Source organism: Microcystis sp. Msp_OC_L_20101000_S702, assembly GCF_007095705.1.
Classification (GTDB): domain Bacteria; phylum Cyanobacteriota; class Cyanobacteriia; order Cyanobacteriales; family Microcystaceae; genus Microcystis; species Microcystis ichthyoblabe_A.
This window is the reverse complement of the sequence record NZ_SFBO01000029.1, coordinates 1-19225: the sequence shown is the minus strand read 5'-3', so window position 1 is coordinate 19225 and position 19225 is coordinate 1. Positions and strand designations below refer to the sequence as shown.

Below are 19225 nucleotides of genomic sequence, written 5' to 3'. Positions count from 1 at the left end.
TTTGACGTGCTGGTGGATTTCTAACTCACCCATTTTACCTTAGCTGACAATAATTATAAATTTTTATTTCCCTTGAATTCCCTATTCTAAAAACAGAACTATCTTCCTGAATTAACCCCGTTCGTTCTCAGCCAACCTCTTTGATTGCTTGAGTATTTATACTTAATTTGTCCAGCCAATTGTTTTTTTAGTGATCGCCTTTCCTCAAAAATAGCTATTTTGTACTATATTGCCCATGCCAAAATCGGGGTTAATGCTCTATTTATTTCAAAATGAGAATTGCTGAATTGGATGCTTACCTACAAAGCAATGTATAAATTTCTGGAACAGGGAGTCCATGGAGAAGTCTTGGATTTCTCCGGCGTGATTTCCTGGGGAAATGATCTAGCAGCAGTCCGCCGGTCCTTAGCCAGTGCGCTGGTGGACATGGCAGAAGTTAATTTATCTAGGGGGGAATCCTTACCCTTGCCTAATGAGTTGTTAACAGATCCAGAAGCGGATTTAGAAGAACCAATTTATCTAAATTATTACTTTATACCCTGGAAAAACAAGTAGATATGAAAAAGATTAAATACAGTAAAGATGTTGATACCCTGTTAATTAAGTTATCGGATAAACCTATCAGTTATGCAGAAGAAGATGGACAGGTTATCTTACACTATTCTAATGACGATATGCTAGCTCTTATCGAAGTATTAGACTTCCGACAATTTATTTCAGAAGATACCCCTGCTGCGTTGGTATCAATCTCCTAGCTTCTGTCGGTTAGATATATGGCGAAGTCTTAGATGTTGTGTTTTAAAGTATTATTGGATTATTTTTTGCTCGACCGTCATCCGATTTCTTCTTTCTGCGACTAGGAGAGTATTGACAATCTCTAAAGACCAAATTTCGGGAACAAATGCTTCGGCGTTTGGCATTATGTCTAATACTGCATTAGCATAATCGTTATCTTCATCGACCAAACACCAGCTAATTGCTACCGAACAATCTAAAACGAACTCAATCAAAACCGTCTCCCTTCTTCTCGCATGGCACGAATTTCACTTTTAGGTAAAGCTACAGTTTTTTGAAGGCGGCGCATTCCTGAAATAGCTTGGGTAATAGATTGCTCTACTACTGGGTTGCCCCAAGCATTATAGCGAGGTTTTCTTTCCTCTTTTCTACTTGCTAAATCTTCACTGACTTCTTGAACCGCTTCAACGGTTACTGTAACATTTACTTCAGTTTCTTTAAAATCGGACGGTATATCTAAATGTAAGATTCCATCTCTACCAATCTGAGAACGTAGTTTAATTGTTGGCATATTAAAACCTCGTATATTCTTATCCTTTTGCCCCTTTATAAGCAGTAAAACGTAGTAAAACGTAGTGGACTGTTTCAGCTAATTTGGTGTATTAGAAAAATGCTATAAATTCTATAATCTAAGAATTTAAGCCGAAATCTATTGCCCTATTTTAGCTGAAACAGTCCAGTAGGGTGCGTTAGACTGGGGCAGACGATTCAGGATGACCAAGAGGCATCTGCTCATGCCTAGTAAAGTTGAGTTTACCTTTTCTGAGGATGAGGCATTACCGACAATTCCTATCATTTTCAGTATCGTGCTTGTGTTTAGTATTGATGGAGAAAAGTAATGCTAATTTTTTTGGGAAAATTAGTTAATCTATGATTATAACATATAATTAATTTGTAAGAGTTCGAGTTAACTTGGTTAGGGCTATGGATTTATTAAAAAATCGTTTTGTGCAGTCGTTGGGAGTCGGGGCGTTTTTTTACCTCCTAATGCTTTCCTTAAATTGGGTGGTGTTGTTCACCCTGAGAATTCTTGAATCTTTTTCTAGTTGGTATCGATACCGCGCCGCTCCCTATTCCTTCCAAATCAGTATCGGGGTGACGTTGGCCTATTTGCTGATCACGGCCCTCTTGAGTAGCCGGCGTGATTAGTAGTAAAACAGAGTGGATTGTTTCAGTTAATTTGGTGTATTAGAAAAATGCTATAAATTCTATAATCTAAGACTTTAAGCCGAAATCTATTGCCCTATTTTAGCTGAAACAGTCCACTACCTATGAGGAGTATTTTTAATTTTTTTTCGGACATGATCAGGATACCAACTTGTGAATACTGACGTTGTAATCAAAAGGAAATAACTGATAATTTCATAACCCAGTTCAGGAAGGATAAGTTTTTCCATCTTTCCCCAGGCTAAAATGGCGTTAATTGTGAAAGTTAAACCCCAAGCTGAACTGATGATCATATTGATTTTGATAAAAGTTGGATTGTTCCACAGGGAGGGATCAACTTCTTGTTTAGCATATTCTATCGTAAAGGGTTTGCCGAAAATTATGCTCAGCCAGGCAGAGATAGCCAGTAAACCAGAAGCTCCAAGCCCTATATGTTTGACAACCCACATATTATTGAAAACAATCACGGCTAACGAGGCGGAGGAAAAGAAAAACAACCCCACCCATAAAGTTACCCCTCGGTGCAACCGAGTAACGCCCATGATAATGCTCAGAACTAAAGCGATAATCAATGCTAATTTAAGACGAAATAAGCTACCGTGGGCAATAAAAAGAAAAGCCAGCCATGGACCAAATCCCAAGAGGAGCCTTAAAAATGACATAATTTGCTTTTTCATGATTTTATTTTATTGCTTTTTCACAAAATATAGTCATTTCAGATAAGTCTGATACAGTAAAACGTAGGGTACGTTAGACGGCAAAAATTGCTGCTGTGACTCGAAGGTGACAATCCGTCGTAACGCACCACCTATGATCAACATTTACTCATACCGGCGGTTACGTTTGCGGATAATCCAGAGGATAAACCAGATAACGAGGACAAGTAGAGCTATTTTTGAGACCGGAGCCAGATATTCTTCCACAAGGGGGTAATTCTTCCCTAAAAAGTAACCTGCTGCCGTTAAAAAAACGACCCAGAGAGTCGTGCCGATGGTGGAGTAAACTAAAAAGGGAATCATCGCCATGTGATTCATCCCGGCGGGTAGGGAAATCAAAGTTCGTACTCCGGGGACCAAACGACAGAGTAAAACCGCTTTACTACCGTGACGGTTAAACCATTGATTAGCTTTTTGAATATCTTTAGCGGAAACGGTAATCCATTTGCCGTATTTATCGGCTAGTTTTTCGATTTTTTCCTCATCCACAACTCGACCGAGATAATACCAAGGTATCGCTCCGACTACGGTTCCGACAATCCCCGCTACCACTGCCGGAATAAATTGCATTTGTCCCTCATGGACGGTAAAACCCGCTAGAGGCATAATTAATTCCGAGGGAATGGGAGGAAAAAGATTCTCTAAAAACATTAATAGGGCTATGCCTAAATAGCCCATAGAAGTCATTGTATTTGTAATCCATTCAGTCATATTTTTTTAGGATTTAGAAAACAGTTTTAAAGTAAAAAAAAGGGAGTGGGGGAGTGGCAAGAATAAATAAAAGCAATCTCCTGACGACCGACTCCTGATAACTGATAACTGATAACTGATAACTGATAACTGATATTAGGTTCCGGAAGTCCAGGAGTTGATATATTCTAATTGGGCTTCGGTGAGGGTATCGATTTCAATCCCCATGGCTTGCAGTTTCAAGCGGGCGATTTCTTGGTCTAATTCGTAGGGAATTGAGTAGATGCCGGGGGCTAATTTACCTTTATTTTTAACCAAGTATTCTACACCGATCGCCTGGTTAGCGAAACTCATATCCATAACGGCACTAGGATGACCTTCGGCGGCTGCCAGGTTAACTAGGCGACCTTCACCGATAACAACGACGGATTTACCGCTTTTTAGTCTATATTGTTGGGTAAAGTTGCGAACTTCCTTAACATTATCGGCTTTTGCACCTAAAGCTTGCAGGTCGATTTCAATATCAAAGTGACCGGAGTTGGAAACAATCGCCCCATCTTTCATCAGGTCAAAATGTTCAGCCCGGATAACGTGCTTGTTACCGGTAACGGTGATGAAGATATCGCCTTCTTTAGCGGCTTCATCCATGGGCATAACCCGGAAACCGTCCATCGCCGCTTCAATGGCACGCACGGCGTTAATTTCGGTGACAATTAGATTAGCACCTAAACCTTTGGCCCGCATAGCCACACCTTTACCACACCAACCATAACCAGCCACAACCACGGTTTTACCGGCAAGAAGGATATTGGTGGCGCGAATGATACCATCAAGGGTAGATTGACCTGTACCGTAGCGATTATCAAAGAAATGCTTGGTTTCTGCGTCGTTAACGTTCATTGCGGGGAAGGATAACACCCCGGCTTTGAGCATGGCTTGCAAACGGACGATACCGGTGGTAGTTTCTTCGGTAGTACCGATAATGTCGGGTAATTGGTGACTTCTTTCTTTAACTAGGGTGGCCACTACATCACAACCATCATCGATGATAATCTGGGGTTTATGATCGAGGGCGATTTGAACGTGACGGTGATAGGTGTCGTTATCTTCCCCTTTGATTGCATAAACGGGGATGCCGTAATCAGCGACCAAACAAGCGGCCACATCATCTTGGGTGGAAAGGGGATTACTGGCAATCAGTAACGCATCAGCGCCACCGGCTTTGAGTGCGATGGCCAAATTAGCGGTCTCGGTGGTAACGTGGCAGCAAGCGACTAAACGCAGTCCAGCAAAGGGTTTTTCGATGGCGTAACGTTCGGCTAATTGACGCAAAACGGGCATTTCCCGTCCGGCCCATTCGATGCGCTGTTTGCCGATGGGGGCTAAACTAATATCTTTGATGTCGTATTTCTGTTGAACTGGTGTTGCTACCATAAGGGGTTTTCCTTAAATACAAGCCTCGGCTATTGGTTAATTTAACTTAACATTGTCTGGGTATTTTGGCTAATGTCAAGCTTTCGGCTGGTTTTTTATATAGGAAAAAGTTATCAATTCCTCGCTGACCTATCCAGAAATCGGTACATCGTCTCTATTTTGTCCGATTATTTAGTACAATAAAACTACTGTATGATCTAAATCAAGCTAGAAATCTCTATCTGGTGATGATAAGATAAAGTGATGGGCGAGAAACTGACAGGCGTTAATCCCAAGATAATCCAATGGGCAAGAGAAAGGGCGAGATATTCTCTTGAGTCTGTGGCGGTCAAGTTTAAAAAAGATGTTTCTGTTATCGAGAAATGGGAGTCAGGAGAGGACTTTCCTACCTATAGTCAATTGGAAAAGTTAGCAGAAATATATAAACGTCCTCTCGCTTTATTCTTTTTCCCAGAACCTCCCCTAGAAGCGGAGGAAAAACAAGAATTTAGAACTTTGCCAGACTTTGAAATCGAAAACCTGGCCGCCGATACTATCTATGCTTTACGACAAGCAAAAGCGATGCAATTGTCGCTACAGGAAATTAATAATGGTATTAATCCTAGTACCAAGAAAATCTTTCAGGATATTGCGGTTAGCTCTAGGGATGATTTAAGGATATTAGCCGAACAGATCAGAAATTATTTAAACGTTACTCTAGAAGAACAACTGACCTGGAATGATCAGGAAACTGCCTTAAAAAAATGGCGGAGTGCCGTGGAAGAAGCTGGTATTTTTATTTTTAAGCGTTCTTTTAAGCAGCGAGAAATTTCGGGATTTTGCTTGATAGATATTGAATTTCCAATCATCTATCTTAATAATAGCACGGAAAAATCTAGACAAATATTTACCATTTTTCATGAATTAGCACATATTCTTTTGCAGACTAATGGAATTACTAAGTCTGACGATAGATATATTAATAGTTTGAAAGGAGAAAATAAATATATCGAGATATTTTGTAATAAATTTGCTGCGGAGTTTTTGCTTCCTAATCATGTTTTTTCTGAGATAATCAGAGAAACAATAGTTAACGTTAACGATAACGATAAAATTATCTCGAAAATTTCCAGTGATTATAAGGTTAGTCGAGAAGTAGTTTTACGAAAACTATTAGATAATAACTTAATCTCCCAGAAAGAATATACTCTTAAAGTAAGCGAGTGGTACAGTGAGCAGGTGGGAAAAAGTCAGGACAAAAATAAAAAATCTGGAGGTAATCCCTATGCTAATCAGGCGACATATTTGGGAGAAAATTACCTAAAACTTGTGTTCAATAAATACTATCAAGGCCAATACGATATCGAGCGTGTTGCTGATTATCTAAACATTAAAAAAGTTGCTACGGTGGAAAAACTTGAACAATATTTATTAGACAAAGGACTGTTTTGATGGTTTACATTTTTGACACAAGTAGTTTTAAGGTTTTAGGAAACTATTTTCCCAAAAGTTTTCCTACCGTTTGGCAAAAAATCGATTTGCTTGTGTCAGAAGGTAAACTAAAATCAGTACGCGAAGTGCTTAAAGAAGTAGAATATGGCAATAATAAACAATTTGTTTTAGATTGGATAGACTTCAATAAACAAATATTTTTACCACCCACTGCTCAGGAAACTTTATTTATTCCTGAAATTTTTTCTATAAGAAACTTTAAGGATTTAGTGAGTCAAAAAGCAAGATTACAAGGAAAGCCAGTGGCTGACCCATTTATTATTGCCTGTGCCAAGATAAAAGACGGTTGCGTAATTACCGAAGAAGCCTTGAAGCCTAATGCTCCCAAAATCCCCACAGTCTGTCAACACTTTTCTATCGATTGTACCAATGTTCAGGGTTTAATGGAGCGGGAAGGTTGGCAATTTTAAAACTAAAATTAATGGATAAATTGCCAATAAATTTATATAATCAGTGGTGCAGAATTGATTTCTAGTTGAAAAGGCTTTTTCTGGAAAACTAATAACCATGTTCAGCCAGAAATTCTAGGCTAATCTCGGTGGGAGCTTGATAAGAGCGCATTCCTAGCAATTTTTCCACATATTTGCCTAAAATATCCCCTTCTAGATTAACCCAATCGCCTAATTTTAAATGGGAAAGATTGGTTTCAGCGTAGGTGTGGGGGATGACTGCCACTTTAAACCAGCTGCCGGAGGCATCACAATCGGCCACGGTTAAACTAATGCCATTAACAGCTATACTGCCCTTACCGACGATATAACGAGCTATGTAGTTATTCCACTGCTCTTCTAGGGAACTAGGGGCAGCAAAGGTCATTTCCCACGAATTAGCCACGATTATCGATTCGACTAAACAGCCAATTCCGTCCACATGACCGGTGACAAAATGACCGCCGATTTTACTACCCACCCGCAAAGAGGTTTCTAGGTTAACGTTGGTTTCTGTTTTAATCCTTCGTCCTAAAGTAGTGCGCTGTAGGGTTTCTGGGGAAGCGGTGGCCACAAAACCCTCTGAGAGAATTTCCTCGACTGTCAAACAAACTCCATCCACAGCCACACTATCACCAATCATTAAATCTTGGAGAATTGTATCAGAGGATACAGACAAATATAGTCTATCAGTATCCACGACCCGAATTTTTCCCAAGGCTTGAATTAATCCTGTAAACATCGGCTTTTTTCTCGACTATAAATCCTTATGAGTGAAAGATTGGGCATTTTCCCCGGAATAATCGGCGACAATATGACCATCTCCCACTAATTGATATTTGTAGGTCACTAATCCCTCTAATCCCACCGGACCGCGGGGAGGCATTTTTTGGGTACTGATACCCACTTCGGCCCCGAAACCGTAACGGAAACCATCGGCAAATCGGGTGGAACAATTATGAAAAACTCCGGCGGCATCAACTCGATCGCTAAAGGTTTTGGCCGTGTTAAAATTTTCGCTGACAATGGCTTCCGTGTGTCGAGAACCGTAATAATTAATATGTTCGATTGCCGATTCTATACTATCAACAATTTTAATTGACAGAATTAAATCACTATATTCGGTTTGCCAGTCTTCTTCTGTGGCCGATGGTACGTTAATAATCTGACGAGTTGCTTCATCTCCCAATAATTTAACCTTTTTTTCCTCTAATGCTCGGGCCACTGCGGGTAAAAATTGTCTAGCGATGTCTTGATGAACCAATAAAGTTTCAATGGTATTACAAGCGGCAGGATATTGGGTTTTACCATCAACGGTAATCCTAATTGCTTTGCTTAAATCGGCTTCTTTGTCGATGTAGAGATGACAGATACCATCGGCATGGCCGAGGACAGGAATGCGGGTATTATTTTGGATATAACGAACAAATTCGTTAGAACCTCTAGGAATAATTAAATCGATGTATTGATCAAGTTTTAATAGTTCCTGAATTTCTTCTCTTGTTGTTAACAATTGCACCGCCGCCGAATTAACTTTAGTTTGACTCAATGCCTGATGAATAATTGTTACTAAAGCTTGACAAGAACGGAGCGCCTCTTTCCCCCCTTTTAAAATAACGCCATTGCCGGATTTTATCGCTAAACTGGTAATTTGAATTAAAGCATCGGGACGAGCTTCAAAAATAACCCCTAAAACCCCTAAAGGACAGGTTATTCTCCGAAGAATTAAACCTTGATCTAATTGCCGATTAATTTGTATAGTAGCTAAAGGATCTGCTAATTTAGCCAGATCTCGCACCCCGGCAATGGCGGTTTTTAATTTGCCAGAACTTAACTCTAAACGCGCACATAAAGCCGGAGATAATTCCATCGCCTTGGCTGTTTGAACATCGGCGATATTAGCTGCTAGTATTTTATCAGCATTGGCAGTCAAAGCCTCAGCAATAGCCTCTAAAGCTTCATTCCTTTCTTCGTTAGTCAGAATAGCCAGTTGACGACTCGCTTGACGGGTTTCTCTGGCGATTTCGGGGAGGGATAGAGAAGTTGTAACCATAGAAAATTAAACGTAATAACCGCTATCTTGTTTATTTTATCTTATTTTTGAGAAAGTTTCAGGGTCATTAGATCTCATTGCAAAAACCAAAAATTGTTGTTAGGGTTAGGAGTCAGTAGTCAGGAGAATTAAGAATGAATAATAGTCAATTAAATGGTCTATTTACAGATTTGGCTCTCTTGAGTTTGGTGGGTAAAATGTACTCTAAGATACAGTCCTGCCAGCGAGCGACTAGAACGAACCACAAAGACACAAAGGACACAAAGATCGATCCTATATAAGTTAAACTTATCACACAAAGAATAAGAAAACCCTGATTTTAGGCAATTTAATCTTTATTTTCGAGGTTTATTGAAGGTTATCAACTCTTGTCATGATCATCATAAATCTAGTTAAATAGAAAAAATAGCCGAAATTAGTGATTTTTATATCCTAGACCTGTAGAGACATTATAGTTAACATCCCTACAGAATCTAGACTATCTAGACCAGATTGGCAATCAGACAGTTAGATACCTCTTGACGCGCCCAATCATCGGCGGCTAAAATGTCATCTAGGCTAGGGGTAGAACTGTTATGAATCGCAAAGCGATCGCAAACTTTTTCAATCACCCGGGGAATATCTAAGAAGCTAATCTTTTCTTCTAAAAATAATGCTACCGCTTGTTCATTAGCTGCATTTAATACTGCTGGCATTGCCCCACCTGCGCGGCCGGCCGCATAAGCTAATCCCATACAGGGATATTTTTGATGATCGGGTTCTTTGAAGGTTAAACTGCCGGCTTTAACTAAATTTAAAGGTTCCCAATCGGTATAAATTCTTTCGGGCCAAGACAAGGCATATAACAGGGGTAAACGCATATCGGGCCAGCCTAATTGGGCTAAAACCGAGGTATCCTGTAACTCAATTAAAGAGTGAATAATACTTTGGGGATGAATAACAATATCGATCGCATTATAATCTACACCAAATAAATAATGAGCTTCGATAACTTCTAGACCTTTATTCATTAAAGTAGCCGAATCGATGGTAATTTTTCTGCCCATCGACCAGTTAGGATGTTTCAGGGCATCAGCTACGGTTACTTGCGGCAATTTTTCCACCGGTAAATCCCGAAAAGCACCCCCAGAAGCGGTGAGAATAATCTTTTTTAATCCCCCAGTGGGAACTCCCTGTAAACATTGAAAAATAGCTGAATGTTCCGAGTCAGCAGGTAATAATTTAACTCGGTGTTTTTCCACTAAAGGCAGCACCACCGGAGCGCCAGCAATCAGGGTTTCTTTATTAGCGAGGGCGATATCTTTACCGGCAGTAATAGCGGCAATCGTGGGCAGCAATCCCGCACAACCGACAATTCCCGTGACGACGCTTTCGGAATCGCCATAACGGGCCACTTCGATTACTCCTTCCTTTCCTGCTAGGATAATCGGGGTATAGTCAAGGTCGGAAATTAGGCTTTTTAGGTCTTCTAGTTGACTTTCGTTATTAATCGCCACGATTTGCGGGCGAAATTGCCGAATTTGCTCCGATAGTAGTTGAATATTATTACCCGTGGCTAATCCTACCACTTGAAACTTATCGGGATGATCGGTGACAATATCGAGAGTTTGAGTTCCGATCGAGCCAGTAGAGCCTAAAATTGAGATTTTTTTCATAGAAACTTACTATAATTTGGGGATTAGCTTTTAATATACGTTCTCTGGGGTCTTTCCGGCACATCAGCGTAAATATTAAATATTTGTTAAAAAAGTTGCTATTTTGACTTTTTTGTGGCAAGGGTTAGAAAAAGTCAGCGATAGAAATGGTGACAGAGAAGAAATCGAATAGAAAGGCCAATGGATTAGGCTGTCTAGCGGGGGGTCTGGTTTTTTGCCTCTTATTTCCCCTGTGTGTTTACGTTTTTGGTTGGTTATCCTTCGCTCTTGGCCCGATGGGTTGCGCTTTCCCCAGTCAATGTTCGGCAGCAGCAACATTAATGAAAGGGATTCGGCTCTTCTGCTTTTTGTGTACAAGGAAGAAGAATAGGGATAATTTGGGTGCATTTCAATTTGGTTGAAATATCTATAGGACATTTTGGGCGCCCGCAGTTCGATAAACTCACTGACCACGTTGCGCCCCTACTATTGGCGCAATAATATTATTGTAGGGGCGAATTGCATTCGCCCTCTTTGAATAACTTCTGCTGCTCACCTATAGGTGAGGGAAAGTCACAAATAGCAGAAAAAATAACCGAACTTAAACATAAGTTCGGCTAGATTTAATTTAACAACTGGATAAAACTAACTTTCTGTCGTGACTGCTGTGGTGGGAGGCAACTTAATATTAGTAGCTAATCCCAGAATTTGCAGCAGACGAATGGTCATCCAAGTCAGATCAACTTCCCACCATTGTAGGCCATGACGGGCAGAATACTGATAGGCATGGTGATTATTGTGCCAACCTTCACCGAAAGTTAAGAGGGCAACCCACCAACAATTTTTAGAATTATCGTGGGATTCATGGCTAACATAACCGAATTTGTGGGTGGCGCTGTTGACAAACCAAGTAGAGTGGAAAACTAAGACCAAGCGCACAAAAATTCCCCAAATTACAAACGGCCAACCACCCATAGCATAGAGAATTAAGCCTAAAACAATTTGGATAGGAACAAAATAATTTTGACAGAATTTATAGAAAGGATCGTCGGCGATATCCTGGGTAAAACGAGCAATTTCTTCGTCGGCAGGAATTTCGTGCAACATCCAACCCATGTGACTCCACCAGAAACCTTTATTAGAATCGTGGGGATCGGGAGCAGTATCAGAATATTTATGATGAAGACGATGTAAACCTATCCATGCGATCGCACCCCCCTGACAAGCGAGGGTTCCGCACAAAACCAGAAAGTATTCTAACCATTTGGGAGTCTTAAAACTCCGATGGGAGACCAAACGATGAAAACCGAGGGTAATTCCTAAACCCCCAGTAATCCAATAAAGAATCAATGTCACTCCCACAGCACCCCAGCTAAAATTGCCAGGCAAGAAGGCTAAAAGAGCCACTAAGTGGATAAAAGCCATGTAGATGAGAGTCACCCAGTCGATGGGCAGTTTTTCGGAAGTCGCAACAGTCATTGAATAACCCAAAGGGAAACAACAGGAGACAGAGCATCATTGTCTTATCCGTCTCGATTTGACACAGGGGAAACTTTGACGCTTATTGACACTCCCGTCGCTAAAAGCGAGGGATTCTTGGTTCAACGAGTCCACTTAAATTAGATGCCTTGCGTTATCCAACCCAGAGGTGGTTCTCTCCCCAAGCATTACTTTTCGTATGCCCCACGATAGTTGTATTTCTACAAAATTTGCTTGAATTGAAGTGTTAGCTTCAAATACTGCTTTGTCTAGTTCCTGCAAAGATTTTACCTACCTACAGGTAGAAACTAGAACAATTAGGCAGAACCCCAGATCTTGATTGTCAAGGTGCAGATAGCGTAGTGATTAGACTACATGGGTTTTTAGAGCGGTTGATTACCCTATCCGCTATACTTGTATGGTAGCTATTTTGCCCAGATAGGTCAAGACCCTTAAAAGAAGAAGCTATTCGAGATTTTGTCAGGAGACTGGACAATTATTTTTAATCGTGCTTCGTGTCACTGATCTTGTCGAAGTGCTGTTCTAGGCTGGCTTTTGTTTCATCGCTTCTGTAAAACCGAGAGCTTCGGCCGTGAGATCAGCCGAACGGTCTTCACCCGACATTTAGGATAAATAGTAACAAATATCACAGTCTATTGTTTGATGGATATCCCCTCTCTACTCCACAGGGCAGAAAAGGCCCTACTCCCCATCTTTTCGGAAATTGACGCACAGGTCAAGGAAAATCTCCGTCAAGTCCTCGCTGCTTTTCGTGCAAACCGCGTCGGGGTGCATCATTTTGCTAGTGTTAGTGGTTATGGTCATGATGACTTGGGACGGGATACTTTAGATCAAGTGTTCGCCCAAGCCCTGGGGGCCGAAAAGGCGGCGGTGCGGGTACAATTTGTTTCAGGAACCCATGCGATCGCCTGTGCCTTGTATGGGGTTCTTCGACCAGGGGATGAAATGTTAGCGGTAGCCGGTGCGCCCTACGATACCCTAGAGGAAGTAATTGGAATTAGGGGCAGTGGTCAAGGCTCTTTAAAGGATTTTGGCGTTAGTTATCGCCAATTAGAGCTAGATTCTACCGGTGCGATCGATTGGTTGGCTTTGGAAACAGCAGTGAAACCCCAAACCCGTTTAGTGCATATTCAAAGATCCTGCGGTTATTCCTGGCGATCGAGTTTGTCTATTGACGAAATCGAGAGAATTGTCCGTATAGTTAAACAACAAAACCCGAATACCGTCTGTTTTGTCGATAACTGCTATGGAGAATTTATCAGCACCCAAGAACCCACCAACGTGGGGGCAGATCTGATGGCCGGTTCTCTAATTAAAAACCCCGGAGGTACAATCGTCACGGCCGGGGGATACATAGCAGGTAAAGCGGAATTAGTGGAAATGGCCTGCTATCGTCTGACAGCACCGGGGATCGGTAGCGAGGGAGGGGCAACTTTTGACCAAAATCGTCTCCTTTATCAGGGATTGTTTCTAGCGCCGCAAATGGTGGGAGAAGCGATGAAAGGCAGTCATTTAATTGCCTATGTGGGTGATAAGTTGGGTTATCCGGTCAATCCTGCTCCTTTTGTGCCTCGACGCGATATTATTCAAGCGATTAAACTCGGTTCCCCCGATAAGCTGATTGCCTTCTGTAAAGCCATTCAAGCCTATTCTCCCATCGGTTCCTACTTGGATCCCATTCCTGCCCAAATGCCGGGCTATGAGAGCCAAGTAGTGATGGCTGGTGGCACGTTTATCGATGGTAGCACCTCGGAATTCTCCGCCGATGGACCCCTCCGGGAACCCTATATCGTTTTTTGTCAGGGGGGAACCCATTGGACCCATATTTCCCTAGCTTTAGAACAAGCGATCGCCGCTTTATCTTAAACGGGCCCTCTCACTTTCCTTCTCTCCTCTAGTTAATCCCAATCGAACTTTAAAAACTCAGTTATGGATTGTTTCTCCCCACTTTCCCATACTTTTTAAACAGGATTATAATAACAGTGGTACGATAAAACCGATCAAATATCTAAGGAGTTGTCATGAATTACAATCGCAATATAATACCATTAATGGCGGGGGGAATTTTAATATTAGCTTTTACTACCATACTGCGCCCTTTTGCCGTTATTGATACTGGCGAACGCGGCGTTGTCATGTACTTTGGCAAAGTGCAAAAACAAATCCTCGATGAAGGAATTCATCCTGTTATACCGATTGTCACCAAGATCAAGCCCATCAACGTTCGAGTCCAAACAACGGAAGTAAAGGCAAAAGGATCTTCCAAAGATTTGCAAGATGTGGAAACAACTATTATCGTTAACTGGCACATCGACCCCGACAAAGTCAATCAGATTTATCAACAAGTTGGGGATATAAATGAGATTGTCTCTGGTATTATCAACCCAGCAGTATCGGAAATTGTCAAAGCGGCAACAGCACAACGTCCCGTACAAAATATCTTGCAAGAGCGAGGAGAACTCAAACGTGAAATTGACACTTCCCTCGCCCAAAGATTAAGACGTTATGGGATAACTATCAATGATGTATCTCTCGTTAATTTTGGTTTTTCCGAAGAGTTTAACGCGGCGATTGAAGCCAAACAAGTAGCAGAACAAAAGGCACAAGAAGCTGCTTTTCGCGCACAACAAGCAGCACAGGAAGCGAAAGCGGAAATCAACCGCGCAAAGGGACAGGCAGAAGCTCAAAAACTATTGCGCCAAAACCTAACAGCAGAAATTTTACAACAACGAGCAATCGAAAAGTGGGATGGACGTTTTCCTGTCGTCATGACTGGTTCAGGCTCCCTTCCCCTGATTAACATCGATTCCAATTTATTATCATCTCAAAAAGAGTAAATAACTTTAGTTCGCATTCAAGAGATTTTGCCATGACTTCCACGAAAGAATAGGGCCGGCTACGGTAAAATTTCCCACAAGAACTGCTGGGGCCGCATCTTAACTTTGTAGAAATATCGACAATCGAGAATTATCAGTGATTCTTAAATTATTCCCAATATATGAACAACCACAGGTGTGCATCGTAGATTGACAAAAATGAGATGCACTCAATGCTCGAACTTGTCTAACTCGATACCAGACGGTAAAATAAGCACAAATCTAACTATACTCATTAGAATATAAATATCAACGACCACGATTTAAAACTCTTATGCAGGTAACTCTAAAATCGGCCTTGAGTGACAGTCATATCGATGCTAATCAAAGCAGCAGTCAACGTCAACTGATGCTATCGATCGCCGCCACCAGTGAACAGATTGACACAAATTTACCAATTAATCTTTGTTTAGTTCTCGATCATAGCGGTTCTATGCAGGGAAAACCCCTAGAAACGGTCAAAAAAGCGGCTTTAAGTTTAATAGAATCCCTCGGAGTTAATGATCGTCTCTCGGTGATAGCTTTCGATCATCGCGCTAAAGTTATTCTTCCCTCCCAATCGCGACAGGATGATCTGACCAGGGTAAGCTCAAAAATTCAACAATTACGAGCGGGAGGAGGTACGGCGATCGATGAAGGGATAAAATTAGGCATTCAAGAAAGTTCCAGCGGAAGCAAAGGTTATGTATCTCATATTTTTCTGCTTACCGATGGTGAAAATGAACACGGAGATAATCAACGCTGTTTAAAATTAGCCGCAGTAGCAGCTGAGTACGGTATCACCTTAAATACCTTCGGTTTTGGCGATCATTGGAATCAAGATATCCTAGAAAAAATTGCCGATATCGCCGGCGGAAGTTTATCCTATATCGAAAGACCCGAACAGGCTTTAATTGAATTTACTCGTCTGTTTAACCGTCTGCAATCTGTGCGGTTAACTAACGCTTTCCTGCAATTAGAATTAGATGCTCGGACTCATTTAGCGGAGTTAAAACCCATTGCCCAAGTTGCCCCAGAAACTATAGAAATGAGCTTACAAAAAGAGGGGAATTTTTACATCACCCGTTTGGGGGATTTAATGATAGATGAAGAAAAAATTCTCCTCCTCAATCTCTATATTGACCAAATTCCCCCCGGTACTCACACCATAGCTAAGGTGAAGATTCGCTACGATGATCCCGCTTCCGGTCAAAAAGGGCTAGAAACTGCGACTTTTAACCTTGATATCACCTCCCAAGCTCTCTATCAATCCCAATTAAACGATCAAGTTCAGAAATCAATTCTGACTTTAGCCAAATATCGTCAAACCCAAATCGCCGAAGAAAAATTAAAACAGGGCGATCGAGCAGCCGCAGCCACCATGCTACAAACCGCAGCCAAAACGGCCCTACAATTGGGAGAGAAAAATGCCGCCACTGTCCTCCAAACTAATGCCACCCGTTTACAGGTGGGAGAAGAATTGAGCGAGGGAGATTTAAAGAAAACCCGTATTATTGCTAAAACAAGACTACAAACCGATGAATAAACCACTTATTGAAACAAAATCCCAATTCCTAGCAAAGCAATCATCACTCCGAAAATCGCCCGCAAGTTAATCCGATCCCCCATCATGGCTGCGATCGGCAGGACAAATAAAGGACTGGTAGCGGTGAGAGTTTGGGCAATACCCACAGGAGAGAATTTTAAAGCAGTTTGCTGTAACCAAATGCCTAAAAACGTACTGCCGAAAGCAGTGACAATAATAATAGCAATCAGACGCAATGACCAGTTAATCGGTGGTGATGATTCCTGACGGCGAAAAAACATCAGAATTAACACTATTCCCGTCCCCGCTAACAGACGAAACAGGGCACTCTGCAAAGAAGACATTCCCGACTGCACCAGTGCCTGACGAGATAAAACCGCCCCCACCGCTTGGGAAATCGCCGCAATTAAAGCCCAGGCAATTCCTTGCCGCCAGGGGCGTTGACTATTGATTTCGGGAGTTTTTTCGGAAATAACCCAAGCAACCCCGAAGATGGTCAAAATAATGCCAATATAAGCCGATATTTTCAGGGATTCCCCCAAAAAAGTCGCCGCTAGAATCGCCCCCAACGGAGGCGAAAGGGTTTCTAACAGGAGGGTTTTTCGCGGTCCCAAATAATTAAGGGCGGTAAAATAGGCCGTGTCACCGATTCCTATACCAATTGCGCCACTTGTCAAGAGTATAAATACCGAACTTTGTTGATTAACATCGTGCCATTGTCCGGAAAGGGGCAGCGTCAGGGCAATTAAAGCGATCGCGACTACTCCTTTCAGAAAATTAAGCAATAAAGGCGGGATTTTCTGGCCTAATAGGCTATAAATCGCCGCAGAAACCGCCCAAAGCGCCGCCGCACTCAAAGCCGCTATCTCTCCCGTTAAATTTTCACCGAGACTAAATCCGTTGAGCATTATCATATTTGTCAGGAGACAGTATTAAGAAGACTCCGAGACTATTTTTATTTATTATCCCCACTTCCCACACCCCACACCCTTGACAATCAAAACAGTCGCTGATTTAGTGATTTAATAAAACCGACCACTGCTGCAGAAGATAAAAACTATGTGTATTCTCGGTTTTGATCCGGGTAAGGATAAATGTGGAATCGCGGTCAGGTCATCGACAGGGAAAATTTATACCCATGAGGTGATAGCATCGTCACAAGCGATCGAGCGTTTAGCCAGTCTCTGTCAACAATATCCGATCGAATTATTGGTGATGGGGAATCAAACCACCTCAAAAAGTTGGCGCGAAAAAATTGCCGCTCGTGTCACCGTCCCGATTACTCTAGTAGATGAACGCAATAGTACCCTAGAAGCTCGCGATCGCTATTGGCAAATGTTCCCCCCCAAAGGATTACAGAAACTCATCCCCCAAGGTATGCGTCTTCCTGATCGCCCCATTGATGATATAGTAGCGATTCTGCTGATTGAACGTCATTTACAGTCCAAATAATGTCACACTACAAATTAGACACAGCAGGGTGAATTGACGATGCTCCTAAGTAAAGGTTTTGAAGTGGAAATGTATACCGGAACAGCAGCCGGAGAAATTATCGGTTTATCCGATCGCATTGTCAAGGATTTAGATGGTTTTGTCCGGGAACCGGATAGTCGTAACGTAGAATATACTACGGCTCCCATGACTAACTATGACCGTCTTTTATGCGCTACTTTAAAACCTCGTCTGGCTCTACGGCAATATTTGCGTCGTTTAGGCGATTATACCCTCATCCCCGGCAGTACCCTCTCCTTGGGCGATAGTCAATATTTTTATCGCAGTGACCCCCACAATCCCTATCATGACTATATCGAACAGACCTACGGCACTAATGTAGTCACGGCCAGTATTCATATTAACGTCGGTATTAGCGATTATGAGGATTTAATGCGTGCCTGTCGCTTAATTCGCCTAGAAGCTCCTTTATACTTGGCTTTAAGTGCTTCCTCTCCTTTTCTCGATGGTAAAATCACCGGTTCCCATTCCCGTCGTTGGCAAGTTTTCCCCCAAACTCCTGCTTATGTTCCTCTCTTTGAGAGTCATAAACATTTTGTCACCTGGACTGAGGAACAATTAAAACTCGGTACGATGCAGAATGTTCGTCATCTCTGGGTGTCAGTACGTCCTAACGGTAGCAATCGTCCCTATAATCTCAATCGTCTAGAATTGCGAATTTGTGACCTGATTGCTAATCCTATTAGTTTATTAGCAGTTATGGCTTTTTTAGAGGCCCGTTTAACTCAACTTTTACAAGATCCCCAATTAGACCCCTTAATTTTAAGTCAATTACCCAGTAGCAATCGTAGCGAGGATTTATTAACTTTAACCCAAGAAAACGAACAGGCTGCCGCACGTTTTAGTCTTGATGCCACCCTGAGACATTGGTACGATGGCCGGGAAATCTTAGCTAGGGATTGGATTAAAGACCTCTATGTTCAAGTTTATCCCGTTGCTAAAGAAAAGGGTTTTAGTTGTTTCCTCTCTCCCCTACAAAAAATCCTCCGTGAAGGTAACACCGCACAACAATGGTTAAAACAATCCGACCAGGGGATGGATGTTAAAAGTATTATCAAACAGGCGATTATTACCCTAGAAAAACAGGAACGAGAGTTAGAACATAAATTATGTCAACATATTCTAGTTGCCTGAATAAAAGACTTTTTCTCTAATTATTTGGCTCTCTTGAGGTTATATCGACAACATTTTTCAGGATGATAGGATAAGCTGTAATTATCGAAACCGTAGAAATAATAGATAAAATGAGGGTGGTGATTCGGTAGTAATGATGGCGGCTTAATCCGGTTCTTCGGTTTGTGTTATGCAATGGACGGGGGTTATAAGGGATGAAACCCTTATAGAAACAGACATTACCGCAATTTTTGTCAATTGTTTGCAATCTGGAGCGAACTAATCAATTAA

Annotated in this window: 20 protein-coding genes; 10 read left to right on the top strand and 10 right to left on the bottom strand. The window is 41.7% G+C overall.

Going from position 1 to position 19225, the window contains the following annotated elements:
- The first annotated feature begins 291 nt into the window (after nt 1-291).
- Together EWV60_RS03600 and EWV60_RS03595 are read left to right on the top strand one after the other, a co-directional pair.
- Nucleotides 292-555, top strand: a complete 264-nt coding sequence (locus tag EWV60_RS03600) for a hypothetical protein (protein ID WP_002773179.1) — start codon at nt 292-294, stop codon at nt 553-555.
- Between the two features lie 2 nt (nt 556-557).
- Complete coding sequence (locus tag EWV60_RS03595; protein WP_002773175.1) at nt 558-755, top strand: DUF2283 domain-containing protein; 198 nt, start codon at nt 558-560, stop codon at nt 753-755.
- Nucleotides 756-806: 51 nt separating this feature from the next.
- On the opposite strand, the gene EWV60_RS03590 is transcribed toward EWV60_RS03595, so the two are convergent.
- Both EWV60_RS03590 and EWV60_RS03585 read right to left on the bottom strand, forming a co-directional pair.
- The gene (locus EWV60_RS03590; protein WP_287231015.1) at nt 807-1010 is read right to left on the bottom strand and encodes a type II toxin-antitoxin system VapC family toxin; all 204 of its coding nucleotides are present in this window, start codon (nt 1008-1010) and stop codon (nt 807-809) included.
- Entirely contained in the window at nt 1007-1306 is a 300-nt protein-coding gene (locus tag EWV60_RS03585; protein ID WP_002773173.1) for a hypothetical protein, read from the bottom strand. The genes EWV60_RS03590 and EWV60_RS03585 overlap by 4 nt, the downstream gene beginning before the upstream one ends.
- 413 nt (nt 1307-1719) lie before the next feature.
- Between EWV60_RS03585 and EWV60_RS03580 the strand changes: the two genes are divergently transcribed.
- Nucleotides 1720-1944: a hypothetical protein gene (locus EWV60_RS03580; RefSeq protein ID WP_002740738.1), complete on the top strand. Its 225-nt coding sequence runs from the start codon at nt 1720-1722 to the stop codon at nt 1942-1944.
- 116 nt (nt 1945-2060) lie between these two features.
- Here the strand turns inward: EWV60_RS03580 and EWV60_RS03575 are convergent, their stop codons facing one another.
- From EWV60_RS03575 to ahcY, 3 genes are all read right to left on the bottom strand, one after another.
- Nucleotides 2061-2639: a hypothetical protein gene (locus tag EWV60_RS03575; RefSeq protein ID WP_002755551.1), complete on the bottom strand. Its 579-nt coding sequence runs from the start codon at nt 2637-2639 to the stop codon at nt 2061-2063.
- Nucleotides 2640-2783: 144 nt separating this feature from the next.
- Entirely contained in the window at nt 2784-3389 is a 606-nt protein-coding gene (locus EWV60_RS03570) for a DedA family protein (protein WP_287231011.1), read from the bottom strand.
- 135 nt (nt 3390-3524) lie between these two features.
- Nucleotides 3525-4802: an adenosylhomocysteinase gene (gene ahcY / locus EWV60_RS03565; protein ID WP_002755549.1), complete on the bottom strand. Its 1278-nt coding sequence runs from the start codon at nt 4800-4802 to the stop codon at nt 3525-3527.
- 243 nt (nt 4803-5045) lie between these two features.
- On the opposite strand from ahcY, the gene EWV60_RS03560 reads away from it, so the two are divergent.
- A complete protein-coding gene (locus EWV60_RS03560; RefSeq protein ID WP_016516127.1) occupies nt 5046-6233 on the top strand; it encodes an ImmA/IrrE family metallo-endopeptidase in 1188 nt (395 codons plus the stop codon).
- Nucleotides 6233-6703, top strand: coding sequence for a PIN domain-containing protein (locus EWV60_RS03555; RefSeq protein ID WP_002773170.1), 471 nt, complete (start codon nt 6233-6235; stop codon nt 6701-6703). The genes EWV60_RS03560 and EWV60_RS03555 overlap by 1 nt, the downstream gene beginning before the upstream one ends.
- Before the next feature lie 88 nt (nt 6704-6791).
- On the opposite strand, the gene EWV60_RS03550 is transcribed toward EWV60_RS03555, so the two are convergent.
- From EWV60_RS03550 to EWV60_RS03535, 4 genes are all read right to left on the bottom strand, one after another.
- Nucleotides 6792-7463 carry a riboflavin synthase gene (locus EWV60_RS03550; protein ID WP_287231005.1) on the bottom strand — a complete coding sequence of 224 codons (672 nt, stop codon included), beginning with the start codon at nt 7461-7463 and terminating at the stop codon, nt 6792-6794.
- Nucleotides 7464-7478: 15 nt separating this feature from the next.
- Entirely contained in the window at nt 7479-8774 is a 1296-nt protein-coding gene (gene proA / locus EWV60_RS03545) for a glutamate-5-semialdehyde dehydrogenase (protein ID WP_287231003.1), read from the bottom strand.
- A 482-nt stretch (nt 8775-9256) separates the two neighbouring features.
- Nucleotides 9257-10429 carry a 1-deoxy-D-xylulose-5-phosphate reductoisomerase gene (gene dxr, locus EWV60_RS03540; protein ID WP_287231001.1) on the bottom strand — a complete coding sequence of 391 codons (1173 nt, stop codon included), beginning with the start codon at nt 10427-10429 and terminating at the stop codon, nt 9257-9259.
- Between the two features lie 624 nt (nt 10430-11053).
- Nucleotides 11054-11887, bottom strand: coding sequence for an acyl-CoA desaturase (locus tag EWV60_RS03535; protein WP_002733282.1), 834 nt, complete (start codon nt 11885-11887; stop codon nt 11054-11056).
- Between the two features lie 663 nt (nt 11888-12550).
- Between EWV60_RS03535 and EWV60_RS03530 the strand changes: the two genes are divergently transcribed.
- The 3 genes from EWV60_RS03530 to EWV60_RS03520 all read left to right on the top strand — a co-directional run bounded on the left by EWV60_RS03530 (nt 12551) and on the right by EWV60_RS03520 (nt 16309).
- The gene (locus EWV60_RS03530; protein ID WP_287230997.1) at nt 12551-13774 is read left to right on the top strand and encodes a methionine gamma-lyase family protein; all 1224 of its coding nucleotides are present in this window, start codon (nt 12551-12553) and stop codon (nt 13772-13774) included.
- A 155-nt stretch (nt 13775-13929) separates the two neighbouring features.
- On the top strand, nt 13930-14745 hold the full coding sequence (locus EWV60_RS03525) for a prohibitin family protein (RefSeq protein ID WP_287230995.1): 816 nt from the start codon (nt 13930-13932) through the stop codon (nt 14743-14745).
- A gap of 313 nt (nt 14746-15058) precedes the next feature.
- Nucleotides 15059-16309 (top strand): vWA domain-containing protein, encoded by a 1251-nt coding sequence (locus tag EWV60_RS03520; RefSeq protein WP_287230992.1) that lies wholly within the window; start codon nt 15059-15061, stop codon nt 16307-16309.
- 5 nt (nt 16310-16314) lie between these two features.
- Here the strand turns inward: EWV60_RS03520 and EWV60_RS03515 are convergent, their stop codons facing one another.
- Nucleotides 16315-17217, bottom strand: a complete 903-nt coding sequence (locus EWV60_RS03515; protein ID WP_287231017.1) for a DMT family transporter — start codon at nt 17215-17217, stop codon at nt 16315-16317.
- A gap of 151 nt (nt 17218-17368) precedes the next feature.
- Here EWV60_RS03515 and EWV60_RS03510 point away from each other — a divergent pair, with 151 nt between their 5' ends.
- Both EWV60_RS03510 and gshA read left to right on the top strand, forming a co-directional pair.
- Complete coding sequence (locus EWV60_RS03510; RefSeq protein WP_016515004.1) at nt 17369-17761, top strand: pre-16S rRNA-processing nuclease YqgF; 393 nt, start codon at nt 17369-17371, stop codon at nt 17759-17761.
- A 39-nt stretch (nt 17762-17800) separates the two neighbouring features.
- Nucleotides 17801-18955: a glutamate--cysteine ligase gene (gshA, locus tag EWV60_RS03505; protein ID WP_002773150.1), complete on the top strand. Its 1155-nt coding sequence runs from the start codon at nt 17801-17803 to the stop codon at nt 18953-18955.
- The last annotated feature ends 270 nt before the right edge of the window (nt 18956-19225 follow it).

What these genes read in the sequence shown, in the direction of transcription:
- EWV60_RS03600 (WP_002773179.1), top strand. Translation starts at nt 292, where the DNA reads ATGCTTACCTACAAAGCAATGTATAAATTTCTGGAACAGGGAGTCCAT.
- EWV60_RS03595 (WP_002773175.1), top strand. Translation starts at nt 558, where the DNA reads ATGAAAAAGATTAAATACAGTAAAGATGTTGATACCCTGTTAATTAAG.
- EWV60_RS03585 (WP_002773173.1), bottom strand. Translation starts at nt 1,306, where the DNA reads ATGCCAACAATTAAACTACGTTCTCAGATTGGTAGAGATGGAATCTTA.
- EWV60_RS03580 (WP_002740738.1), top strand. Translation starts at nt 1,720, where the DNA reads ATGGATTTATTAAAAAATCGTTTTGTGCAGTCGTTGGGAGTCGGGGCG.
- EWV60_RS03575 (WP_002755551.1), bottom strand. Translation starts at nt 2,639, where the DNA reads ATGAAAAAGCAAATTATGTCATTTTTAAGGCTCCTCTTGGGATTTGGT.
- EWV60_RS03570 (WP_287231011.1), bottom strand. Translation starts at nt 3,389, where the DNA reads ATGACTGAATGGATTACAAATACAATGACTTCTATGGGCTATTTAGGC.
- ahcY (WP_002755549.1), bottom strand. Translation starts at nt 4,802, where the DNA reads ATGGTAGCAACACCAGTTCAACAGAAATACGACATCAAAGATATTAGT.
- EWV60_RS03560 (WP_016516127.1), top strand. Translation starts at nt 5,046, where the DNA reads ATGGGCGAGAAACTGACAGGCGTTAATCCCAAGATAATCCAATGGGCA.
- EWV60_RS03555 (WP_002773170.1), top strand. Translation starts at nt 6,233, where the DNA reads ATGGTTTACATTTTTGACACAAGTAGTTTTAAGGTTTTAGGAAACTAT.
- EWV60_RS03550 (WP_287231005.1), bottom strand. Translation starts at nt 7,463, where the DNA reads ATGTTTACAGGATTAATTCAAGCCTTGGGAAAAATTCGGGTCGTGGAT.
- proA (WP_287231003.1), bottom strand. Translation starts at nt 8,774, where the DNA reads ATGGTTACAACTTCTCTATCCCTCCCCGAAATCGCCAGAGAAACCCGT.
- dxr (WP_287231001.1), bottom strand. Translation starts at nt 10,429, where the DNA reads ATGAAAAAAATCTCAATTTTAGGCTCTACTGGCTCGATCGGAACTCAA.
- EWV60_RS03535 (WP_002733282.1), bottom strand. Translation starts at nt 11,887, where the DNA reads ATGACTGTTGCGACTTCCGAAAAACTGCCCATCGACTGGGTGACTCTC.
- EWV60_RS03530 (WP_287230997.1), top strand. Translation starts at nt 12,551, where the DNA reads ATGGATATCCCCTCTCTACTCCACAGGGCAGAAAAGGCCCTACTCCCC.
- EWV60_RS03525 (WP_287230995.1), top strand. Translation starts at nt 13,930, where the DNA reads ATGAATTACAATCGCAATATAATACCATTAATGGCGGGGGGAATTTTA.
- EWV60_RS03520 (WP_287230992.1), top strand. Translation starts at nt 15,059, where the DNA reads ATGCAGGTAACTCTAAAATCGGCCTTGAGTGACAGTCATATCGATGCT.
- EWV60_RS03515 (WP_287231017.1), bottom strand. Translation starts at nt 17,217, where the DNA reads ATGCTCAACGGATTTAGTCTCGGTGAAAATTTAACGGGAGAGATAGCG.
- EWV60_RS03510 (WP_016515004.1), top strand. Translation starts at nt 17,369, where the DNA reads ATGTGTATTCTCGGTTTTGATCCGGGTAAGGATAAATGTGGAATCGCG.
- gshA (WP_002773150.1), top strand. Translation starts at nt 17,801, where the DNA reads ATGCTCCTAAGTAAAGGTTTTGAAGTGGAAATGTATACCGGAACAGCA.